General features: G+C 34.8%; 11 protein-coding genes, 2 tRNA genes and 1 rRNA gene. 7 read left to right on the top strand and 7 right to left on the bottom strand.

Translation table 11 applies throughout. The annotated features are described in order from the left end of the window. Nucleotides 1-138 precede the first annotated feature (138 nt). The 4 genes from OLM54_RS21390 to OLM54_RS21375 all read right to left on the bottom strand — a co-directional run bounded on the left by OLM54_RS21390 (nucleotide 139) and on the right by OLM54_RS21375 (nucleotide 4,013). Nucleotides 139-212, bottom strand: a tRNA-Ala gene (locus OLM54_RS21390). 145 nt (nucleotides 213-357) lie between these two features. Then, nucleotides 358-431: transfer RNA gene (locus OLM54_RS21385), tRNA-Ile, on the bottom strand. A gap of 121 nt (nucleotides 432-552) precedes the next feature. Then, nucleotides 553-2,066 (bottom strand): 16S ribosomal RNA (locus tag OLM54_RS21380). A gap of 945 nt (nucleotides 2,067-3,011) precedes the next feature. Next, nucleotides 3,012-4,013, bottom strand: coding sequence for an LLM class flavin-dependent oxidoreductase (locus OLM54_RS21375; protein WP_264536539.1), 1,002 nt, complete (start codon nucleotides 4,011-4,013; stop codon nucleotides 3,012-3,014). 181 nt (nucleotides 4,014-4,194) lie between these two features. Here OLM54_RS21375 and OLM54_RS21370 point away from each other — a divergent pair, with 181 nt between their 5' ends. The 4 genes from OLM54_RS21370 to OLM54_RS21355 all read left to right on the top strand — a co-directional run bounded on the left by OLM54_RS21370 (nucleotide 4,195) and on the right by OLM54_RS21355 (nucleotide 9,464). After that, complete coding sequence (locus OLM54_RS21370; RefSeq protein WP_264536538.1) at nucleotides 4,195-4,710, top strand: DUF2975 domain-containing protein; 516 nt, start codon at nucleotides 4,195-4,197, stop codon at nucleotides 4,708-4,710. A gap of 2 nt (nucleotides 4,711-4,712) precedes the next feature. Further along, nucleotides 4,713-4,919: a helix-turn-helix domain-containing protein gene (locus OLM54_RS21365; RefSeq protein WP_008466864.1), complete on the top strand. Its 207-nt coding sequence runs from the start codon at nucleotides 4,713-4,715 to the stop codon at nucleotides 4,917-4,919. 113 nt (nucleotides 4,920-5,032) lie between these two features. Beyond that, nucleotides 5,033-5,917: an ABC transporter ATP-binding protein gene (locus tag OLM54_RS21360; protein ID WP_264536537.1), complete on the top strand. Its 885-nt coding sequence runs from the start codon at nucleotides 5,033-5,035 to the stop codon at nucleotides 5,915-5,917. 7 nt (nucleotides 5,918-5,924) lie between these two features. Next, nucleotides 5,925-9,464, top strand: coding sequence for an ABC transporter permease/M1 family aminopeptidase (locus OLM54_RS21355; protein ID WP_264536536.1), 3,540 nt, complete (start codon nucleotides 5,925-5,927; stop codon nucleotides 9,462-9,464). 107 nt (nucleotides 9,465-9,571) lie between these two features. Here the strand turns inward: OLM54_RS21355 and OLM54_RS21350 are convergent, their stop codons facing one another. Both OLM54_RS21350 and OLM54_RS21345 read right to left on the bottom strand, forming a co-directional pair. Beyond that, entirely contained in the window at nucleotides 9,572-9,787 is a 216-nt protein-coding gene (locus OLM54_RS21350) for a hypothetical protein (RefSeq protein WP_264536535.1), read from the bottom strand. Nucleotides 9,788-9,808: 21 nt separating this feature from the next. Next, a complete protein-coding gene (locus OLM54_RS21345) occupies nucleotides 9,809-10,807 on the bottom strand; it encodes a polysaccharide deacetylase family protein (protein WP_264536534.1) in 999 nt (332 codons plus the stop codon). Nucleotides 10,808-11,025: 218 nt separating this feature from the next. Between OLM54_RS21345 and OLM54_RS21340 the strand changes: the two genes are divergently transcribed. Genes OLM54_RS21340 through OLM54_RS21330 form a run of 3 tightly spaced genes read left to right on the top strand, consistent with a single transcriptional unit; the run spans nucleotide 11,026 to nucleotide 13,894 of the window. After that, entirely contained in the window at nucleotides 11,026-12,039 is a 1,014-nt protein-coding gene (locus OLM54_RS21340; RefSeq protein ID WP_264536533.1) for an alpha/beta fold hydrolase, read from the top strand. Nucleotides 12,040-12,078: 39 nt separating this feature from the next. After that, a complete protein-coding gene (locus tag OLM54_RS21335) occupies nucleotides 12,079-13,089 on the top strand; it encodes an MBL fold metallo-hydrolase (protein WP_264536532.1) in 1,011 nt (336 codons plus the stop codon). A 19-nt stretch (nucleotides 13,090-13,108) separates the two neighbouring features. Further along, nucleotides 13,109-13,894 carry an alpha/beta hydrolase gene (locus OLM54_RS21330; protein ID WP_264536531.1) on the top strand — a complete coding sequence of 262 codons (786 nt, stop codon included), beginning with the start codon at nucleotides 13,109-13,111 and terminating at the stop codon, nucleotides 13,892-13,894. On the opposite strand, the gene OLM54_RS21325 is transcribed toward OLM54_RS21330, so the two are convergent. Continuing rightward, nucleotides 13,891-15,864 (bottom strand): sigma 54-interacting response regulator, encoded by a 1,974-nt coding sequence (locus OLM54_RS21325; protein WP_264536530.1) that lies wholly within the window; start codon nucleotides 15,862-15,864, stop codon nucleotides 13,891-13,893. The two genes, OLM54_RS21330 and OLM54_RS21325, sit on opposite strands and share 4 nt — an antisense overlap. Between the last annotated feature and the right edge of the window lie 165 nt (nucleotides 15,865-16,029).

Raw genomic sequence — 16,029 nt, 5'->3', positions numbered from 1 at the left:
GTAAAAAACGCTTTCTACTTTTTATTATTTTCTTATCTCAATATGTCAATGAACTTTATTTAGTCGAAGCTCAAAAGTCAAAAGTCGTCAAGTGAATCACTTTGGACTTTATAACTTTAGACTTTATGACTAAAATCGTGGAGAATAACGGAGTCGAACCGTTGACCTCCTGCGTGCAAGGCAGGCGCTCTAGCCAGCTGAGCTAATCCCCCATTTTTCAATCTTAGATTGTAGAATTCAGATTTTAGATTTCTTGAGTTCTTCTCTAATTTCCTGTGGTGAATCCCAACTTCCAGAATTTCCTTTTTTAAGCTTAACTTTAAATCTAAAATCTATAATCTTAAATCTAAATTTTAGTAGTCCCGGGCAGACTCGAACTGCCGACCCCTACATTATCAGTGTAGTACTCTAACCAGCTGAGCTACGAGACTCTGTTTTACTTAAAATTTATTATTTGAACTAACAGCAAGAGTAAAATAGCCTTGAAATCAAAACCCATAAAGCTTCTTCTTTTTTCCCCAGCGTGTGTTTCCACTAACACTAAGGCTCTAGAAAGGAGGTGTTCCAGCCGCACCTTCCGGTACGGCTACCTTGTTACGACTTAGCCCTAGTTACCAGTTTTACCCTAGGCAGCTCCTTGCGGTCACCGACTTCAGGCACCCCCAGCTTCCATGGCTTGACGGGCGGTGTGTACAAGGCCCGGGAACGTATTCACCGGATCATGGCTGATATCCGATTACTAGCGATTCCAGCTTCACGGAGTCGAGTTGCAGACTCCGATCCGAACTGTGACCGGTTTTATAGATTCGCTCCTGGTCGCCCAGTGGCTGCTCTCTGTACCGGCCATTGTAGCACGTGTGTAGCCCAAGGCGTAAGGGCCGTGATGATTTGACGTCATCCCCACCTTCCTCACAGTTTGCACTGGCAGTCTTGTTAGAGTTCCCGACTTGACTCGCTGGCAACTAACAACAGGGGTTGCGCTCGTTATAGGACTTAACCTGACACCTCACGGCACGAGCTGACGACAACCATGCAGCACCTTGTAAATTGTCTTGCGAAAGTTCTGTTTCCAAAACGGTCAATCTACATTTAAGCCTTGGTAAGGTTCCTCGCGTATCATCGAATTAAACCACATGCTCCACCGCTTGTGCGGGCCCCCGTCAATTCCTTTGAGTTTCATTCTTGCGAACGTACTCCCCAGGTGGGATACTTATCACTTTCGCTTAGCCACTGAAATTGCTTCCAACAGCTAGTATCCATCGTTTACGGCGTGGACTACCAGGGTATCTAATCCTGTTCGCTACCCACGCTTTCGTCCATCAGCGTCAATCAATTAGTAGTAACCTGCCTTCGCAATTGGTATTCCATGTAATCTCTAAGCATTTCACCGCTACACTACATATTCTAGTTACTTCCTAATAATTCAAGTCTAACAGTATCAATGGCCGTTCCACCGTTGAGCGATGGGCTTTCACCACTGACTTATTAAACCGCCTACGGACCCTTTAAACCCAATGATTCCGGATAACGCTTGGATCCTCCGTATTACCGCGGCTGCTGGCACGGAGTTAGCCGATCCTTATTCTTACGATACCGTCAAGCTGCTTCACGAAGCAGTGTTTCTTCTCGTACAAAAGCAGTTTACAATCCATAGGACCGTCATCCTGCACGCGGCATGGCTGGATCAGGCTTGCGCCCATTGTCCAATATTCCTCACTGCTGCCTCCCGTAGGAGTCTGGTCCGTGTCTCAGTACCAGTGTGGGGGATCTCCCTCTCAGGACCCCTACCCATCGTTGCCTTGGTAAGCCGTTACCTTACCAACTAGCTAATGGGACGCATGCTCATCTTTTACCGTTGTGACTTTAATAGTTCAGCCATGCGGCCGTACTATACTATGAGGTATTAATCCAAATTTCTCTGGGCTATCCCTCTGTAAAAGGTAGATTGCATACGCGTTACGCACCCGTGCGCCGGTCTCTAGCTCCGAAGAACTATACCCCTCGACTTGCATGTGTTAAGCCTGCCGCTAGCGTTCATCCTGAGCCAGGATCAAACTCTTCATCGTATATTGTTGATCTCAATTAATCAAGATCGTATTGTTATTCGAATCAGTCTCTATCGGTTCTTTTTAATCTCTCGATTATCTTACTCTTATTCTTTTGCTCTAACATCTCTGTTAAAGCGGCTGTCAATTCAATATGTCTACGAACGTGTATTTCTTTTTAGTCTCGCTTGTGTTTCAAAGCGGGTGCAAAAGTAGAAAACTTATTTCTTACTGGCAAATGTTTTTTGAAGTTTTTTTTGAGAAATTTTCATTCCCTTTTTCCTTCCCAAACCTTACCAATCTATCAATGAACTTTCCGTGTTTTGCGGGGTGCAAATGTAACATCTGTTTTCAAATCTCACAAGCTTTTTTTAATCTTTTTTGAAAATAAATTTTCCTTCCGATTGTATTTGCCTGCCAGTATTTCAGTGAACGCCCGTCGTTGTTGCGGGTGCAAAAGTAGCACCTTTATTTACATTTACAAGCCTTTTTTTTATATAATTTCAATCTTTTTTATAACTCGCTGGTATAACGTTTTTTACAACCCGAAGTTTTTTTATGGCTATCCTGCTTTTGACGGGGTTTGCCTGTTTTGGGTAGTTTGCTCGCAAAGGCGCTAAAACGCAAAGTTTGTTTTTACTGGGTTTTATGAATCGCGCAAAGGCGCAAAGTCGCCAAGTTCTGCTTTTTCCTGCTCTTTATACTAAATGTTTCTTCTCAAAACCGCTGCCTGGCCCCGATAGTCCCGAAGCTTCAGAAGGAAATCCTTTTGGTTTTTTCTTTAAAAAAGCAAAAAATTGAAACGGATAGCGGGAAATGGCTCCTGATTCAAATTATAATAAATGCGTATCAATAGTAAACCCGACAGTCCCGAAACTTCGGGATTGAAAACCTGTCGGGTTTGGCAGAGTGAATTTTACTCCTATATATAGTATGAAAATGTACCTTATATATAAGTATATCTTTTTAGTTTAAAGCGTCGATTACTTCTTTAGTGATTTGAATGCTTTTTAGTTTTGCCTGATGATCGAAAATTGGACCGGTTACCATTAACTCATCAATTCTTGAATAATCTATGAATTTTTTAAGATCGATTACTAACTGCTCTTTGTTTCCTGTAAAAGTACAAGCTGTCATTTGATCGACATGAAAGCGTTCTTCTTCGCTCATGATATCATCGAGTGAATCTACAGGCGGCTGCAGTCCTTTTCGATCGCCGCGAATTAAATTCAGAAACATTTGGTATAAACTTGTTGATAGTTTTTCAGCTTCTTCGTTAGTATCTGCGGCAATAATATTTACACATGCCATCGTTTTTGGTTTGTCTAAAACATCTGATGCCTGAAAATTTTCGCGATAGAATTCAAATGCCTGAATCATTTGGCGCGGTGCAAAATGTCCGGCAAAGGCATAAGGCAATCCGTAAGCAGCGGCAAGAGCAGCACTTTCCATACTTGAACCTAAAATCCAGATGGGAATATTTGTACCTTCGGCCGGAAATGCGCGAACTTTTGCTGTAGCATTTTCTGTCGAGAAATAATCCTGTAGTTTGCTTACGTTTTGAGGAAAGCGCTGTGCCTGCTCAAAAAAATCTTTCCTGATTGCTTCGGCTGTTGGCTGATCTGTTCCCGGCGCTCTTCCTAAACCTAAATCGATTCGGTTAGGATAAAGTGTTTCCAGGGTTCCAAATTGCTCGGCAACTACTAAAGGAGAATGATTTGGAAGCATGATTCCGCCGGAACCTACTCGAATATTTTTTGTATTACCGGCAATAAAACCAATTAAAACTACCGTAGCGGTACTGGCGACATGTGCCATATTGTGATGTTCTGCCAGCCAAAATCGCTTGTATCCTAATTGATCTGCAAGTTGTGCTATGTCTTTTGTTTTTTGAAATGTTTCGGTTGCGTTGCTATCCTGAGTTATAATAGCGAGTTCTAGTATAGAGACTGAAATTGGGTTTTTCATGAATTTTTAATTTGTACAAAATTAATTCATTTATAGAGATGACTTTTATTTTCTAATGTTAATAGAATTATAATGTTTTCGACCTTATCAAAACGCTACAATTATCAATTTTTTAATAATTAATTATTGTTTTACGATAATTAATTATACATTTGCAACAACAAACTAAATTTTAGTATAAATGAAAACGACTCACTTTGTTTCGAAAATCTTATTTTATGTTACGCGATTTTTGGCTATTGTTTATTTTACGTTAGCTCTTTACTCTTTTGTTGCATTAATTACCGGATGGTCTTTGAATTTTAAAGAAAACGGAAAATTTTTTCAGATATATTATCCCTTTACGGAACGTCCATTAATGTTAGGCGATTATAATATTCCGTATATAATTTTTGATTTTTTATCTCCTCTTTCTCTTTACGGACTTTTCTTTTTACTGAGCAGTAATGTTTTTAAAGTATTTTTTCAGCCTAAATTATTTACTCAAAACGGAATTAGTCATTTAAAGCGATTTTATCTGGCAAATTTGTTGCTGCCCGGTATTACGATTTTTTTAGCTTCTATTTTTGTTTCGTTAGATAACGAAGTGAGCATTTTTATTTTATTGCATTTTATGCTGGGAATATTTGCTTATTTTCTGGCAGCGATTTTCAAACAGGGTTTAAACCTTCAGAACGAACAAGACTTATTTATATAACTATGCCAATAATCGTAAATGTTGATGTTATGCTTGCCAAGCGCAAGATGCAAAGTAAGGAATTGGCAGAAAAACTAGATATAACGCCTGCTAATTTATCGATACTTAAAACCGGAAAAGCCAAAGGAATCCGGTTTGATACTCTTGAGGCTATTTGCAAAATATTAGATTGCCAGCCCGGCGATATTTTAGAGTATGTAAGCGAATAATTCTTTTTTTTAGAACTTAATCATAATATAAAACCGGCTTTTTTAAGTCGGAAGGAATTCTATTGCCTATTTTTCAAATATTATTTACAATCAATCATCTAAATCAATTAAAAATGAACAGTTTATCAATCAAAAATCTCAGCAAAAGTTATGAGAATGGCACTCAGGCACTGGCTAATGTATCTTTAGAAATCACGAACGGAATGTTTGGATTACTTGGTCCAAACGGAGCCGGAAAATCAACTTTAATGCGAACTATCGCCGCTTTGCAGGAACCAACTTCGGGAATTATTGAATTTAACGGCATCAATATTCTTGACAATCCAATGTTTATCAGGGAGAATTTAGGCTACCTGCCTCAGGAATTTGGCGTTTATCCAAAGATATCTGCTTATCGTTTGCTCGATCATTTGGCAGTTTTAAAAGGAATTGTCGACAAAAAAGAAAGGCATAATCAGATTTTAAACTTACTCCAACAGACTAATTTACTGCAGCACAAAGACAAAGCCGTGCATTCGTTTTCTGGCGGTATGCGTCAACGTTTTGGTATTGCGCAGGCTTTACTTGGAAATCCTAAAATTATTATTGTCGATGAACCAACTGCCGGACTCGATCCTGAAGAAAGAAACCGTTTTAATAATTTATTGAGCGAGATTGGCGAAAATATTATTGTGCTTTTATCAACTCATATTGTCGAAGATGTTCGGGATTTGTGCACGAAAATGGCTATCATCTCTGGCGGAAAATTGATTTTGGAAGGAAATCCAAATAAAGTTATTGATACTTTAAAAGACAAAATTTGGGTTAAAACAATTCAAAAAAACGAATTAAATGAATATCAAAATCATTTCAATATTATTTCGTCACATTTAAATTCCGGAAAATTGAACATTCATGTTTTTTCAGACGAACAGCCTGAATCTGGCTTTAACTTAATTTCTCCGGATTTGAGTGATGTTTACTTTAGTGTTTTAAATCAAAATCAACTTAAAAAATAATGATGTTATGTTTTCAAAATTAGTACAATTTGAATGGCATAACAATACCAAAAACTGGAGTTTTTATGTCACATTTTTAATTTATCTGTTTTTTGGATTTCTTGTTAGCGCTTTTGCGAATTTTTCGTTTTCCGGCGCTTACAAAAATGGTCCTTATGTGCTTACTTATGCAATTGGTTTAATTTCGTTAACCACAATATTTTCTATTACATTACAAATTGCCCAAAGTTTTTTAAAGGAATATGAAACCAAATTTGATTCGATCGTTTTCACTACTCCTATTTCTAAATTTAATTATTTGGGAAGCAAATTTATCGTTGCTTTTGGTGTTGCTGTTATTTCTTTTGGAATGTTTATCGTTGGAATGATGATTGGTCATTTAATGCCGTGGCTTGCAAAAGATGAAATTGGCCCGTTTTTATTTCTAAATTATCTTTGGCCTTATTTGGTTTTAGTAATTCCTAATATCTTATTGTGTCTTTCAATCTTAACCGCCTTGGCTTGGTTAACGCGAAGTAAACTTTTTATTTATGTTGGCGGGTTCCTTATTTATATCCTATATATTGCGGGTTCCTTATTTTCGAATTCTCCAATTTTTGCAAATGCTTCTCCTTCATCTGCCGCAGCAATGTCTTTTGCAGCAAAAATAGATCCGTTTGGGCTGGCGGCTTTTTTAGAACAAACACGATATTGGACTTCACTTGAAAAAAATAATAATCTGCTCGATTTATCCGGCAACTTTTTATTAAACCGAATGCTCTGGATGAGCGTTTCTTTACTATTGATTTTACTTTCGTATCGTTTCTTCTCCTTTCGAAAAACAAAAATTAAAAAAGCAAAATCAATTAGGGTTTCTAAAACTGAAATTGTTTCATTTTCTAAAGAAGTTCCAAAAAATATTGAATTTCAAACTTTAAAACACAATCTTTTAGTTTTAAAAAGTTTTATCAAAATGGATGTTTCGTTAATTTTAAAGGGAATTCCGTTTATCTTAATTGTTCTTTTATTTTCAGGATTATTATTAATTGAAATCTCGGATGAGATTGATGGCGGAATCAGATTGGCGCAAAACATTACAAATACAGCTTTGATGATTAGCACTATTATGGATCGTTTGCCTTTTATTCTGATTTTAATAATTCTATTTTACAGCAACGAATTATTATATAGGAGCGAAAATTCAAAATTTGAGATGCTCGAAAATACTACACCATATTCTCAAATAGTAGTTTTATCTGCCGAATTAATTTCACTTTTTACGATTCCGTTACTTATTATTGCTTTTACGATCTTGATAGGTTTTGGTTTTCAAATTGTTTATGCCAATGCTCCAATAGAATTTGGACTTTACATTTCTTTATTCTATTATCTCGGTTTACCTATTTTATTGATTTCGGTTTTGATTGTTTTTATTCAAACTCTTATTCCTAATAAATATGCAGGTCTCTCGGCGGCAACCATTATTACGATTTTATTAAGTACCGGAATTGGCAAACAATTGGGTATTTTGCATCCATTATTGAGATTTGGAGATGCTTTTCAAAGAGAATATTTTGATTTGAATGGTTTCGAAAAATATACATTTCCGTTTCATGTTTCAATGTTATACAATTTAGGATTAGCTTTAATACTTTTAATTTCAACCGGAATTTTATATAAACGAAATTCTTCCATCCTAAAATCATTCAAAAGATATTCTTTTAATCAAAATCAAAAAACAGTTTTTACTTTAGGAATTGCTCTTTTTATCGGTTTTGGAAGTTATATTTTTCACAAAACAAATATTGAATATCCGTACATCACTGAAAAAGATCAGAACAATTGGAGCGAACAATATGAGTTGAAATTTAAAAAATACACTCATTTAGTACAACCCATAATAACTTCAGTTAGCAGTAATGTAGCTTTATTTCCTGATGAAAATCGTTATGAAGTAAAAGGAACTTATCAGTTAATAAACAATTCTGAAAAACCAATTGATAGTTTACTCCTATATATAGATCGAAATTCGAAACTAACTTCAATTAAAATTCCGAATGCTAAAAAAATAAATGATGTTTCAGCATTCAACCATTATTGGTTTCGTTTATCAAAACCGCTGAAACCGCATCAAAAAATGGAGATTTCTTTTTCGTTTGCATCAGAATGGTCGCCTTTTAAAGGTCATACTTCGTTTAATTCTATAATCGAAAATGGTTCTTTTATGAGAATAAGCCGTTATTATCCCACTTTTGGTTATCAGGATTCTAATGAAATCAGCAGTAAAAAAGAACGATTAAAAAGGCATTTACCCGCTCAAAGTCCGTTAAAAAAACTGGAAGACAAATCGGTAATTCCACAAAATTTTATTGATTATGAAACTGTAGTTTCTACATCAAAAAATCAAACCGTTATTGGAGTTGGCGATTTAATTGGAAAATGGAAAAAAAACGATCGCAATTATTTTCATTATAAATCAAATGGAAAAATTCCGTTCAGGTTTGCATTTTCTTCTGCTGAATATGAAATCAAAAAAACAAATTATAGGGGAATTTCAATAGCAGTTTATTACGATAAAAGGCATTATCGAAATGTTTCAAAATTGATTACCGATGTAAAAAACACTCTCGATTATTGTCAAAATAATTTTGGCAAATATCCGTATAAAACCATTCGTTATGCCGAAGTTTCTGCTTTCGCCGATGGTTTTGCCGCCACTTCTTATCCGTCTACGGTTTATATGAAAGAAAATTTTGGTTTTTACAGCGACATTTCACATAAAGATAAGGAAGATGTAATTAACCAATTAACGGCTCACGAATTATCGCATGAATGGTGGGGAAATGCGCAAATTAGTCCGGAGCAAAAAGAAGGAAGCTGGATTTTGACCGAGACTTTGGCTCAATATACAGAGTTAATGTTATATGAAAAAGAACATGGTTTGGAGAGAACTTTAGAAACTTTAAAAATTCATCTGGATTTATATCTAAGCAGCCGAAGTTTTGAACCTGAAACGCCTCTTTATAAAACAAATTACGAAACGCCTCATTTACCTTATGATAAAGGAATACTTATTATGCATCAATTGCAGTTATTAATTGGAGAGAAAAAAGTGAATCTGGCTTTGAAAAATTTTCTGATTCATTATAAATATCCCAGTCAAATTCCGGATTCTGAAGATTTGTTAAATGAAATTTATTCGGTTACCGATAAAAAACTGCATTATAAATTAGATGAAATGTTTAAACAAATTATTACCTATTCGTCAAAAATTGTAGCTGTTGAAAGCCAGAAAAAAAATGATTTTTATGAAGTTTCATTCCGCGTAAATTCTGAAAAATATTCAGAAAATGCGACTGGAAAACGAAAATTGATTGCCAACGATACTATAATTGATGTTGGTGTTTATGATGATAACGGAAAATTATCTGCTTATCCGTTTTCCATTAAAAATAATTCGGTACAAGGGAAAATCAAACTCAAAAACAAACCTCAACTTATTGTTGTTGATCCGTATTCAAAGAATATTGATACTTTTATAAAAGACAACGAAAAGGAGATTGATTAAAGTTTTTTGCCACAGATTAAAGGATTTTAATGATTTTTTTACTTGTGTTAAAATTTTAATGCAAATATTACAATCAGAATAAATCTTTTTAATCTGTGGCAAAATAATTATTCCAACTGAATTGTAATTAATTTATGTTTTGTTTTTCCATCGCTTGAAATTTTAAAATCTTTTGAGTTTGATTCTATTTCAAATTTTGAAGAAGTATCAACCGCTAACGAAATTTCACGATGTCTGAATGTTTGCGGAATTTCAGGAATTTCAATTGTTACGAGACCTTCTTTATTTGTTTGTTCGTACTTGATTTTAATTCTGTCACGCAACCAAATATATTCGTAAACTTCCTACCAGGGCGCCATCCAGACAGAATCATTTCCTTCTGATCCGTATTTATTTGCGATAGCAGTCATATAATATTTAAAATCAGGAAAGCGCATACTTAACGACCATAAATTTTGATTTCCAACTCCGTGTGTAAATGCATTATACCAAACCGGATTTTGCAATTTTGCTACTGAATCGAAAGTGGCTAAAAACCGATCCATTGTTTTAAATCCAACTGTATCTTTTGAACTTTGAATAAATGTTCTGGCATAGATCATTTTATCAAGATTTATTTTTTCTTTCACATCAATTACCGGTCCCGCGCCAACATACGATGCTACCGAAAAAGAACCATTTGCAAGCGCGTCTCTTTCATATTCTAACTGATATCCGGGATCGCTTTCTCCGCCGGGAACTACAAAATGCGACATTGTAAAACCCAGATTTTGTTGTATCGAAGCAGTATTTTCAGTTACTTCTGTCAGAAAATTAGTTCCGTGTTTTGTGGCGTGATGAAAACCGTGATTCAATACATCCCAACCTGCATTGTACATTTCTTTTACTTCCGCCCACGAAAGATGTCCACGATTTACGGGTGAATCGCCAATTGCTGCGCCATTAATTGCCAAACCAAGTTTAAACGGAATTTTATTTCCTAATCCATCTGAATAAAAAAGTCCTTTTGAAGTGGTTCCGTCTCCGCCCTGATCATTTTTCCATTCGCTGATTGTTGGTCCGCTTATTTTTCCTCCTTTAAATAATGGAAATGCAGTTAAATATGTTGATCGATAACCATCATCAACCGTAAAACTGTACGCTAAATGTTTATTGAATTTTAAAGCCGCAGCCTTAATTGCTACTTGATCTGCCGACTTTAATTTTAATTTAAATGAAATAGTTCTGGTTTTTGAAGAGTCTGTTTTTAGGTTTGAATTATTTGCAAAACAAAAAGAAACCGAATTGATAATGAGAACTATTGTGAATAAAAATGTTTTCATTCGGGATTGTGGTATTTTCATTTGAAACATCAGATTTAGAATTTCTAAAGATACATTTCTTTAAAAATAAATCTGTTTAAAAAATGATATTTCAATATTGTTGATTGTGTTTTAACGAAATAAGAATAATCTGTCTTGCTTTTAATTCACAACTAACTAAAAATCAACTATATAAAATAAAGGTCTGTAATTTGGTTAGTTAAAAAATTGAATCAATTTAATTATCTAATACTAAAATTATGAAATCAACTACTGCTCAAAATGTTTGGTCAAAAACAACAAAAAAAATTTTATGTCTGGTAACAATCAGTTTTTTTATGCTTACTAGCTGCAATAAAAAAGAAGATGCCACAAAAACTACTTCTCAGGAAACTGAAGATACAACTGTTTCATCAGAAGTGAAACCTGCAAATCCGCCGGCAAATTTTAAGCACGAAACTGCTTTGGTTAATGGTGTTAAAATTCATTATGTAATTGGAGGAAAAGGAGATCCGCTGGTTTTGGTTCATGGTTTTGGGCAAAACTGGTATATGTGGAATCGTTTGCTGCCTGAACTTTCAAAACATTTTACCGTTATCGCTCCTGATTTAAGAGGTGTTGGCGAATCTGACAAACCAGAATCCGGTTATGATAAAAAAACGATGGCTACTGATATTCATGAATTGGTAAAAAAACTGGGATACAACAATATCAATCTTGCGGGGCATGATATTGGGCTTATGGTTGCGTACGCTTATGCTGCTCAATATGGCAGTGAAGTTAAAAAAATTGCTTTAATGGACGCGCTTCTTCCTGGTGTTGAGCCGGTTTGGTCAAAAGTTTCGGCTTCGGCATGGTGGTTTGGCTTTTTTGCATGGCCGGCTTCGGGAGATATTGTTAAAGGTAAAGAAAAGGAGTTTTTGGTTAATTTCTGGCCAATGGTCGGGCATGTAAAAGATCCTTTTACAGCTGAAGAAACGGCTGAATTTGTGAGAGCTTATGCTGTAAAAGATGCTGCGAAATCTAGTTTTAAATGGTTTGGAAATTTCCCTCAGGACGGAAAAGACAATCTGATTTTTATGAAAACGAAACTAAAAATGCCTTTGCTGGCTATGGGCGGAGAATATTTTGCTGCAGCTTTTCTAAAAGATCATTCAAAATTAGTTGCCGAAAATGTGACGGAATCAAAAATTGCAGGTTCAGGACATTGGTTGGTTCAGGAAAACACAGCTCAGGTTCAAAAAGATTTACTTGCTTTTTTCCTTGCAAAATAAAAAACCAGTTCCAATTAATCCAGAAAATCAGATATGAAAATGCAAAAAATAATTTCAGGACTTGTCATATTATTGTTGTGTTTTTTTATAAACACAAATGTTTATGCGCAGTTTCCTATGCCAAATCATGTGCCTATTTGGGATGCCAATACGGTAACTTTAAAACTGCATAAAATAACGGCAAATGTATATGTAGTTTCTCCGAATACGGTAGAAAATGAAACTACAAAAGGAATTCCACAGGCGACTTCGGCGGGTTTTATTGTGAGTGAAAAAGGGGTTTTGGTTATCGAAACATTACTGAGTAAAAAACTTTACGATCAGCTTTATAATTTGATACGATCTGTAACTGACAAACCAATTGTATATGCCGTAAATACGAGTGATCACGGTGATCATTGCTTTGGAAATTATTTACTTCCTAAAGAAACGATCATTATCCAGAATGAATTTTGCAAAGAGAATCTTTCTAAAAACTATGATAATACCAAACAGTTTATGATTATGCTTTTTGGCAAAGACAGAGGAATTGAGGAAAGTGTTTATCGTGCTGCCGACATCACGATATCAAAAAATCAAAACATGAAAATTGATATGGGAAATGGCAATATTGTCGAGATTTTGAATGTTGGAACGGCACAATCTCCGGCAGATCTTTTTGTGTATTTAAAATCTCCGTCAGGAAATGTTTTATGGGCAGGAAATCCTTTTATTGCCGAAAGTCCGGCGATTCCGTGGTTATTTGATGGTTATTTTTTAGAGCCGGTTAACAATCTGAACAAAATTTATAACATGATTTCAGATAAGGATATTGTAGTTCCCGGTCATGGCCGAATAACGAACAAAGCCGGAATAAAATACACGATTGATTATGTCGAAGCTTTAAAAACCAATGTAGAAAATGCAGTAAATAAAGGGTTGACTTTAGATGAAACAAAAAAAGCTGTTACAATGAAAGAGTTTGATAAGGGATATGAGCTTTTTAACTGGCTTCATTTTAATTTCAATGTTCCTAATGCATACAAGGATATTAAAGAAAACGGGAAATAACTAATTTAAAATTTGCGCTATGAATCTATCAAATACTAAAACAGTTGTGTTTATTACGGGAGCATTCGTTAGCCATTCTTGTTGGGATGAATGGATTATCTTTTTTGAAAATAAAGGATATAAAGCAGTTGCCCCGCCCTGGTTGTACAAAAATGAATCGGCTGAAGCTTTAAGAAGCCGACATCCGGATGAAAAAGTGGCGTCAATACGCTTGCAGAATCTGATTGATTATTATACCGAAATAATCGAAAAATTACCCAATAAACCCATTTTAATTGGTCATTCATACGGAGGGCTTTTAACGCAATTGCTGCTTCAAAAAGATCTTGCCGTTGCCGGAGTTGCGATACATTCTGTCGCTCCGCAAGGATTAATAACGTTTAAATTTTCGTTTTATAAAGGAACCTGGGGAGCTTTAGGTTTTTTTACTTCGCTGAAAAAAACATTTTTAATGCCTTTTAAACAATGGCAATATGCTTTTACAAACGGAATGTTATTTGAAGAACAGAAAGAATCTTATGAAAAACTGGTTGTTCCGGAATCTAAATTAGCGTTGAGAGACGGTTTAACAAAAACGGCCAAAATCGATTTTACAAAACCTCATCCTCCGTTATTGATTATTGCAGGATCTGAAGATCATATTGTTCCGTCTTCTTTAAATTATTCCAATTTTAAAAAATACAAAAACATTGATTCAGTAACCACTTTCAAAGAATTTAGGGGTCGAAATCATTTTGTTTTAGGACAAGCTAACTGGAAAGAAGTCGCGAGTTTTACCGCAGATTGGTTAGAGAAAATAAGTTAATTCATTTCTCTTTTTATTTCCAGTTTTTTAATTTTTGAATTTAATGTCGATGGATGAATATCCAGAATTTCAGCAGCTCCGCCAATTCCTGATATTTTTCCATTGCATTTTTTCAGAATATATAAAATGTAATCGCGTTCATTTTCTAAAATGGTTTTAATCGAAAATGATTCACTTGCTTGTTCTGCATGCATTTTTGAAGATGTCGAAAATTCAATATCCTTAATTGTATTTCCATCAGTCAATAAAATAGCGCGTTGCATTACGTGCTCTAATTCTCTAATATTTCCCGGCCAATTGTAGTTTGCAATTTGCTGCAGCGCAAAATCTGAAAGTGACGGAGATTTTCGTCCCATTTTTTCACTATAGACTTTTATAAAATGATTTGCCAAATCAGGAATATCTTCTTTTCGTTTTTTAAGCGACGGAACCATAATCGGGAAAACGTGCAGGCGATAATACAAATCCATTCTAAATCTTCCTGCGGCTACTTCTTCTTCCAGATTTTTATTGGTGGCAGCAATTATTCTCACATCTATTTTTATTGGCGATCCTCCGCCAATACGCTCAATTTCTCTTTCCTGCAAAACACGTAATAATTTTACCTGAAGTTCCATTGGCATCTCTCCTATTTCATCCAGAAAAATTGTTCCGCCATCTGCCAATTCAAATTTACCAATTCGCTTATCCATTGCTCCTGTAAAAGCTCCTTTTTCATGTCCGAAAAGTAATGATTCGGCAAGATTTTCAGGAATGGCGCCACAATTTATAATCACCAAAGGTTTATCTTTTCTGGGCGACAAGGCATGAATACTTTGTGCTATTTTTTCTTTTCCCGTACCGCTTTCTCCCAAAACTAAAACCGAAGTATCTGACGGAGCTACTTTTCGGATATAATCAAAAACAGTAATCATTTGAGAACTATTTCCAATTATTCCCTCAAAACCAACTGACTTATTTAATGGTTTTACTTCTTTAATTATGGTTTCTTTTTGATAAGGTTCAGAATCTGTTTTTAGGTACATTTTAGCAATAAACTGAACAAATGTATTTTCGAGATTAGCCAAAACTTTTAAACTATCTGCTGAATAAACATTAAAATTACGGCTGTAGAACGTGAAATGAAATTTTTGAATTGCTGCAATCGAAATCGGAAAAACCAAATACGATTTAATCCCGAAATTATGCGCTATCAATCCTTTTATAGGTGCAACCTGAAAATTATTGATTAACGCTTCTTCGCTATAAACAATTGGCTTTAAATCTATTTTAGATTTTTTATATGTCTCGTTTAACTCTTTTACCGAAATATCGGCTATTTTCGAAAATTTATCCGGATTAATAATCTGATAATCATCTATATTTTTACGCATTATTCCAAGATTTGCATAATGCATTGTATTTGTAAAACCTGCTTCTAAATAATCAAATGAGATAAAAGCTTGTACTACTTTTGCGAATGCCAATAAAGCATCTTCCCATTTAAGTTTTAATTTGGTAATTTCTGCAATGCTGTTTTGCAGCTGAAATTGCTGCATTAATTGCGATTCCAAACTATATTCCTGACGATAAAAAGCAATTTCGAGTGTTGTTAAAACATCTTGTTCGCGAAAAGGTTTTACAATAAATCCGTAAGGCTGCGTAATCTTTGCCTGATCTAAAATACTTTTACTTGAATTGGCAGAAATGTAAATAAAACCAATACGGTTTTCTTTTAAAATCTGCGCCAGTTCAATTCCGTTTCTGCTGCCTTTTAGCATAATATCCACAAAAACCAAATCCGGTTTTTCTATTTGAATCTGTTCTAAAGCCTGATCAACAGAACGTGTAATTCCGGTTACTTCATAATTTGCTTTTTCAAGAATTAATTGCAAATCATGAGCTTCAATAAATTGATCTTCAACAATTAAAATTCGCTTTTTTAATGTAGTCACTGATTCAGTATTTATATCGCCGAGAACCGTTTTCATAAATGTGGTATTTTTTGTATGTAATTAGTGTAATTGACTGGTATAAAATTACTTAATTATTCTAATTAAAATCGTTATTATTTCAAATTTAAAACAAAAAAAATATCTTTTATGTGAATTTTCCTGATATTATTTAAAAAAATCTGTTTGGTTTATTTCTATATT

Source organism: Flavobacterium sp. N1736 (genome assembly GCF_025947065.1).
In the GTDB taxonomy this organism is placed as follows: domain Bacteria; phylum Bacteroidota; class Bacteroidia; order Flavobacteriales; family Flavobacteriaceae; genus Flavobacterium.
Note: the sequence above shows the minus strand (reverse complement) of the source record. Positions and strands in the feature narration are given on the sequence as shown.

Excerpts from the sequence above, each read along its gene's own strand:
- OLM54_RS21375 (WP_264536539.1), bottom strand. The coding sequence starts at position 4,013 with ATGAAAAACCCAATTTCAGTCTCTATACTAGAACTCGCTATTATAACT.
- OLM54_RS21370 (WP_264536538.1), top strand. The coding sequence starts at position 4,195 with ATGAAAACGACTCACTTTGTTTCGAAAATCTTATTTTATGTTACGCGA.
- OLM54_RS21365 (WP_008466864.1), top strand. The coding sequence starts at position 4,713 with ATGCCAATAATCGTAAATGTTGATGTTATGCTTGCCAAGCGCAAGATG.
- OLM54_RS21360 (WP_264536537.1), top strand. The coding sequence starts at position 5,033 with ATGAACAGTTTATCAATCAAAAATCTCAGCAAAAGTTATGAGAATGGC.
- OLM54_RS21355 (WP_264536536.1), top strand. The coding sequence starts at position 5,925 with ATGTTTTCAAAATTAGTACAATTTGAATGGCATAACAATACCAAAAAC.
- OLM54_RS21345 (WP_264536534.1), bottom strand. The coding sequence starts at position 10,807 with ATGAAAATACCACAATCCCGAATGAAAACATTTTTATTCACAATAGTT.
- OLM54_RS21340 (WP_264536533.1), top strand. The coding sequence starts at position 11,026 with ATGAAATCAACTACTGCTCAAAATGTTTGGTCAAAAACAACAAAAAAA.
- OLM54_RS21335 (WP_264536532.1), top strand. The coding sequence starts at position 12,079 with ATGCAAAAAATAATTTCAGGACTTGTCATATTATTGTTGTGTTTTTTT.
- OLM54_RS21330 (WP_264536531.1), top strand. The coding sequence starts at position 13,109 with ATGAATCTATCAAATACTAAAACAGTTGTGTTTATTACGGGAGCATTC.
- OLM54_RS21325 (WP_264536530.1), bottom strand. The coding sequence starts at position 15,864 with ATGAAAACGGTTCTCGGCGATATAAATACTGAATCAGTGACTACATTA.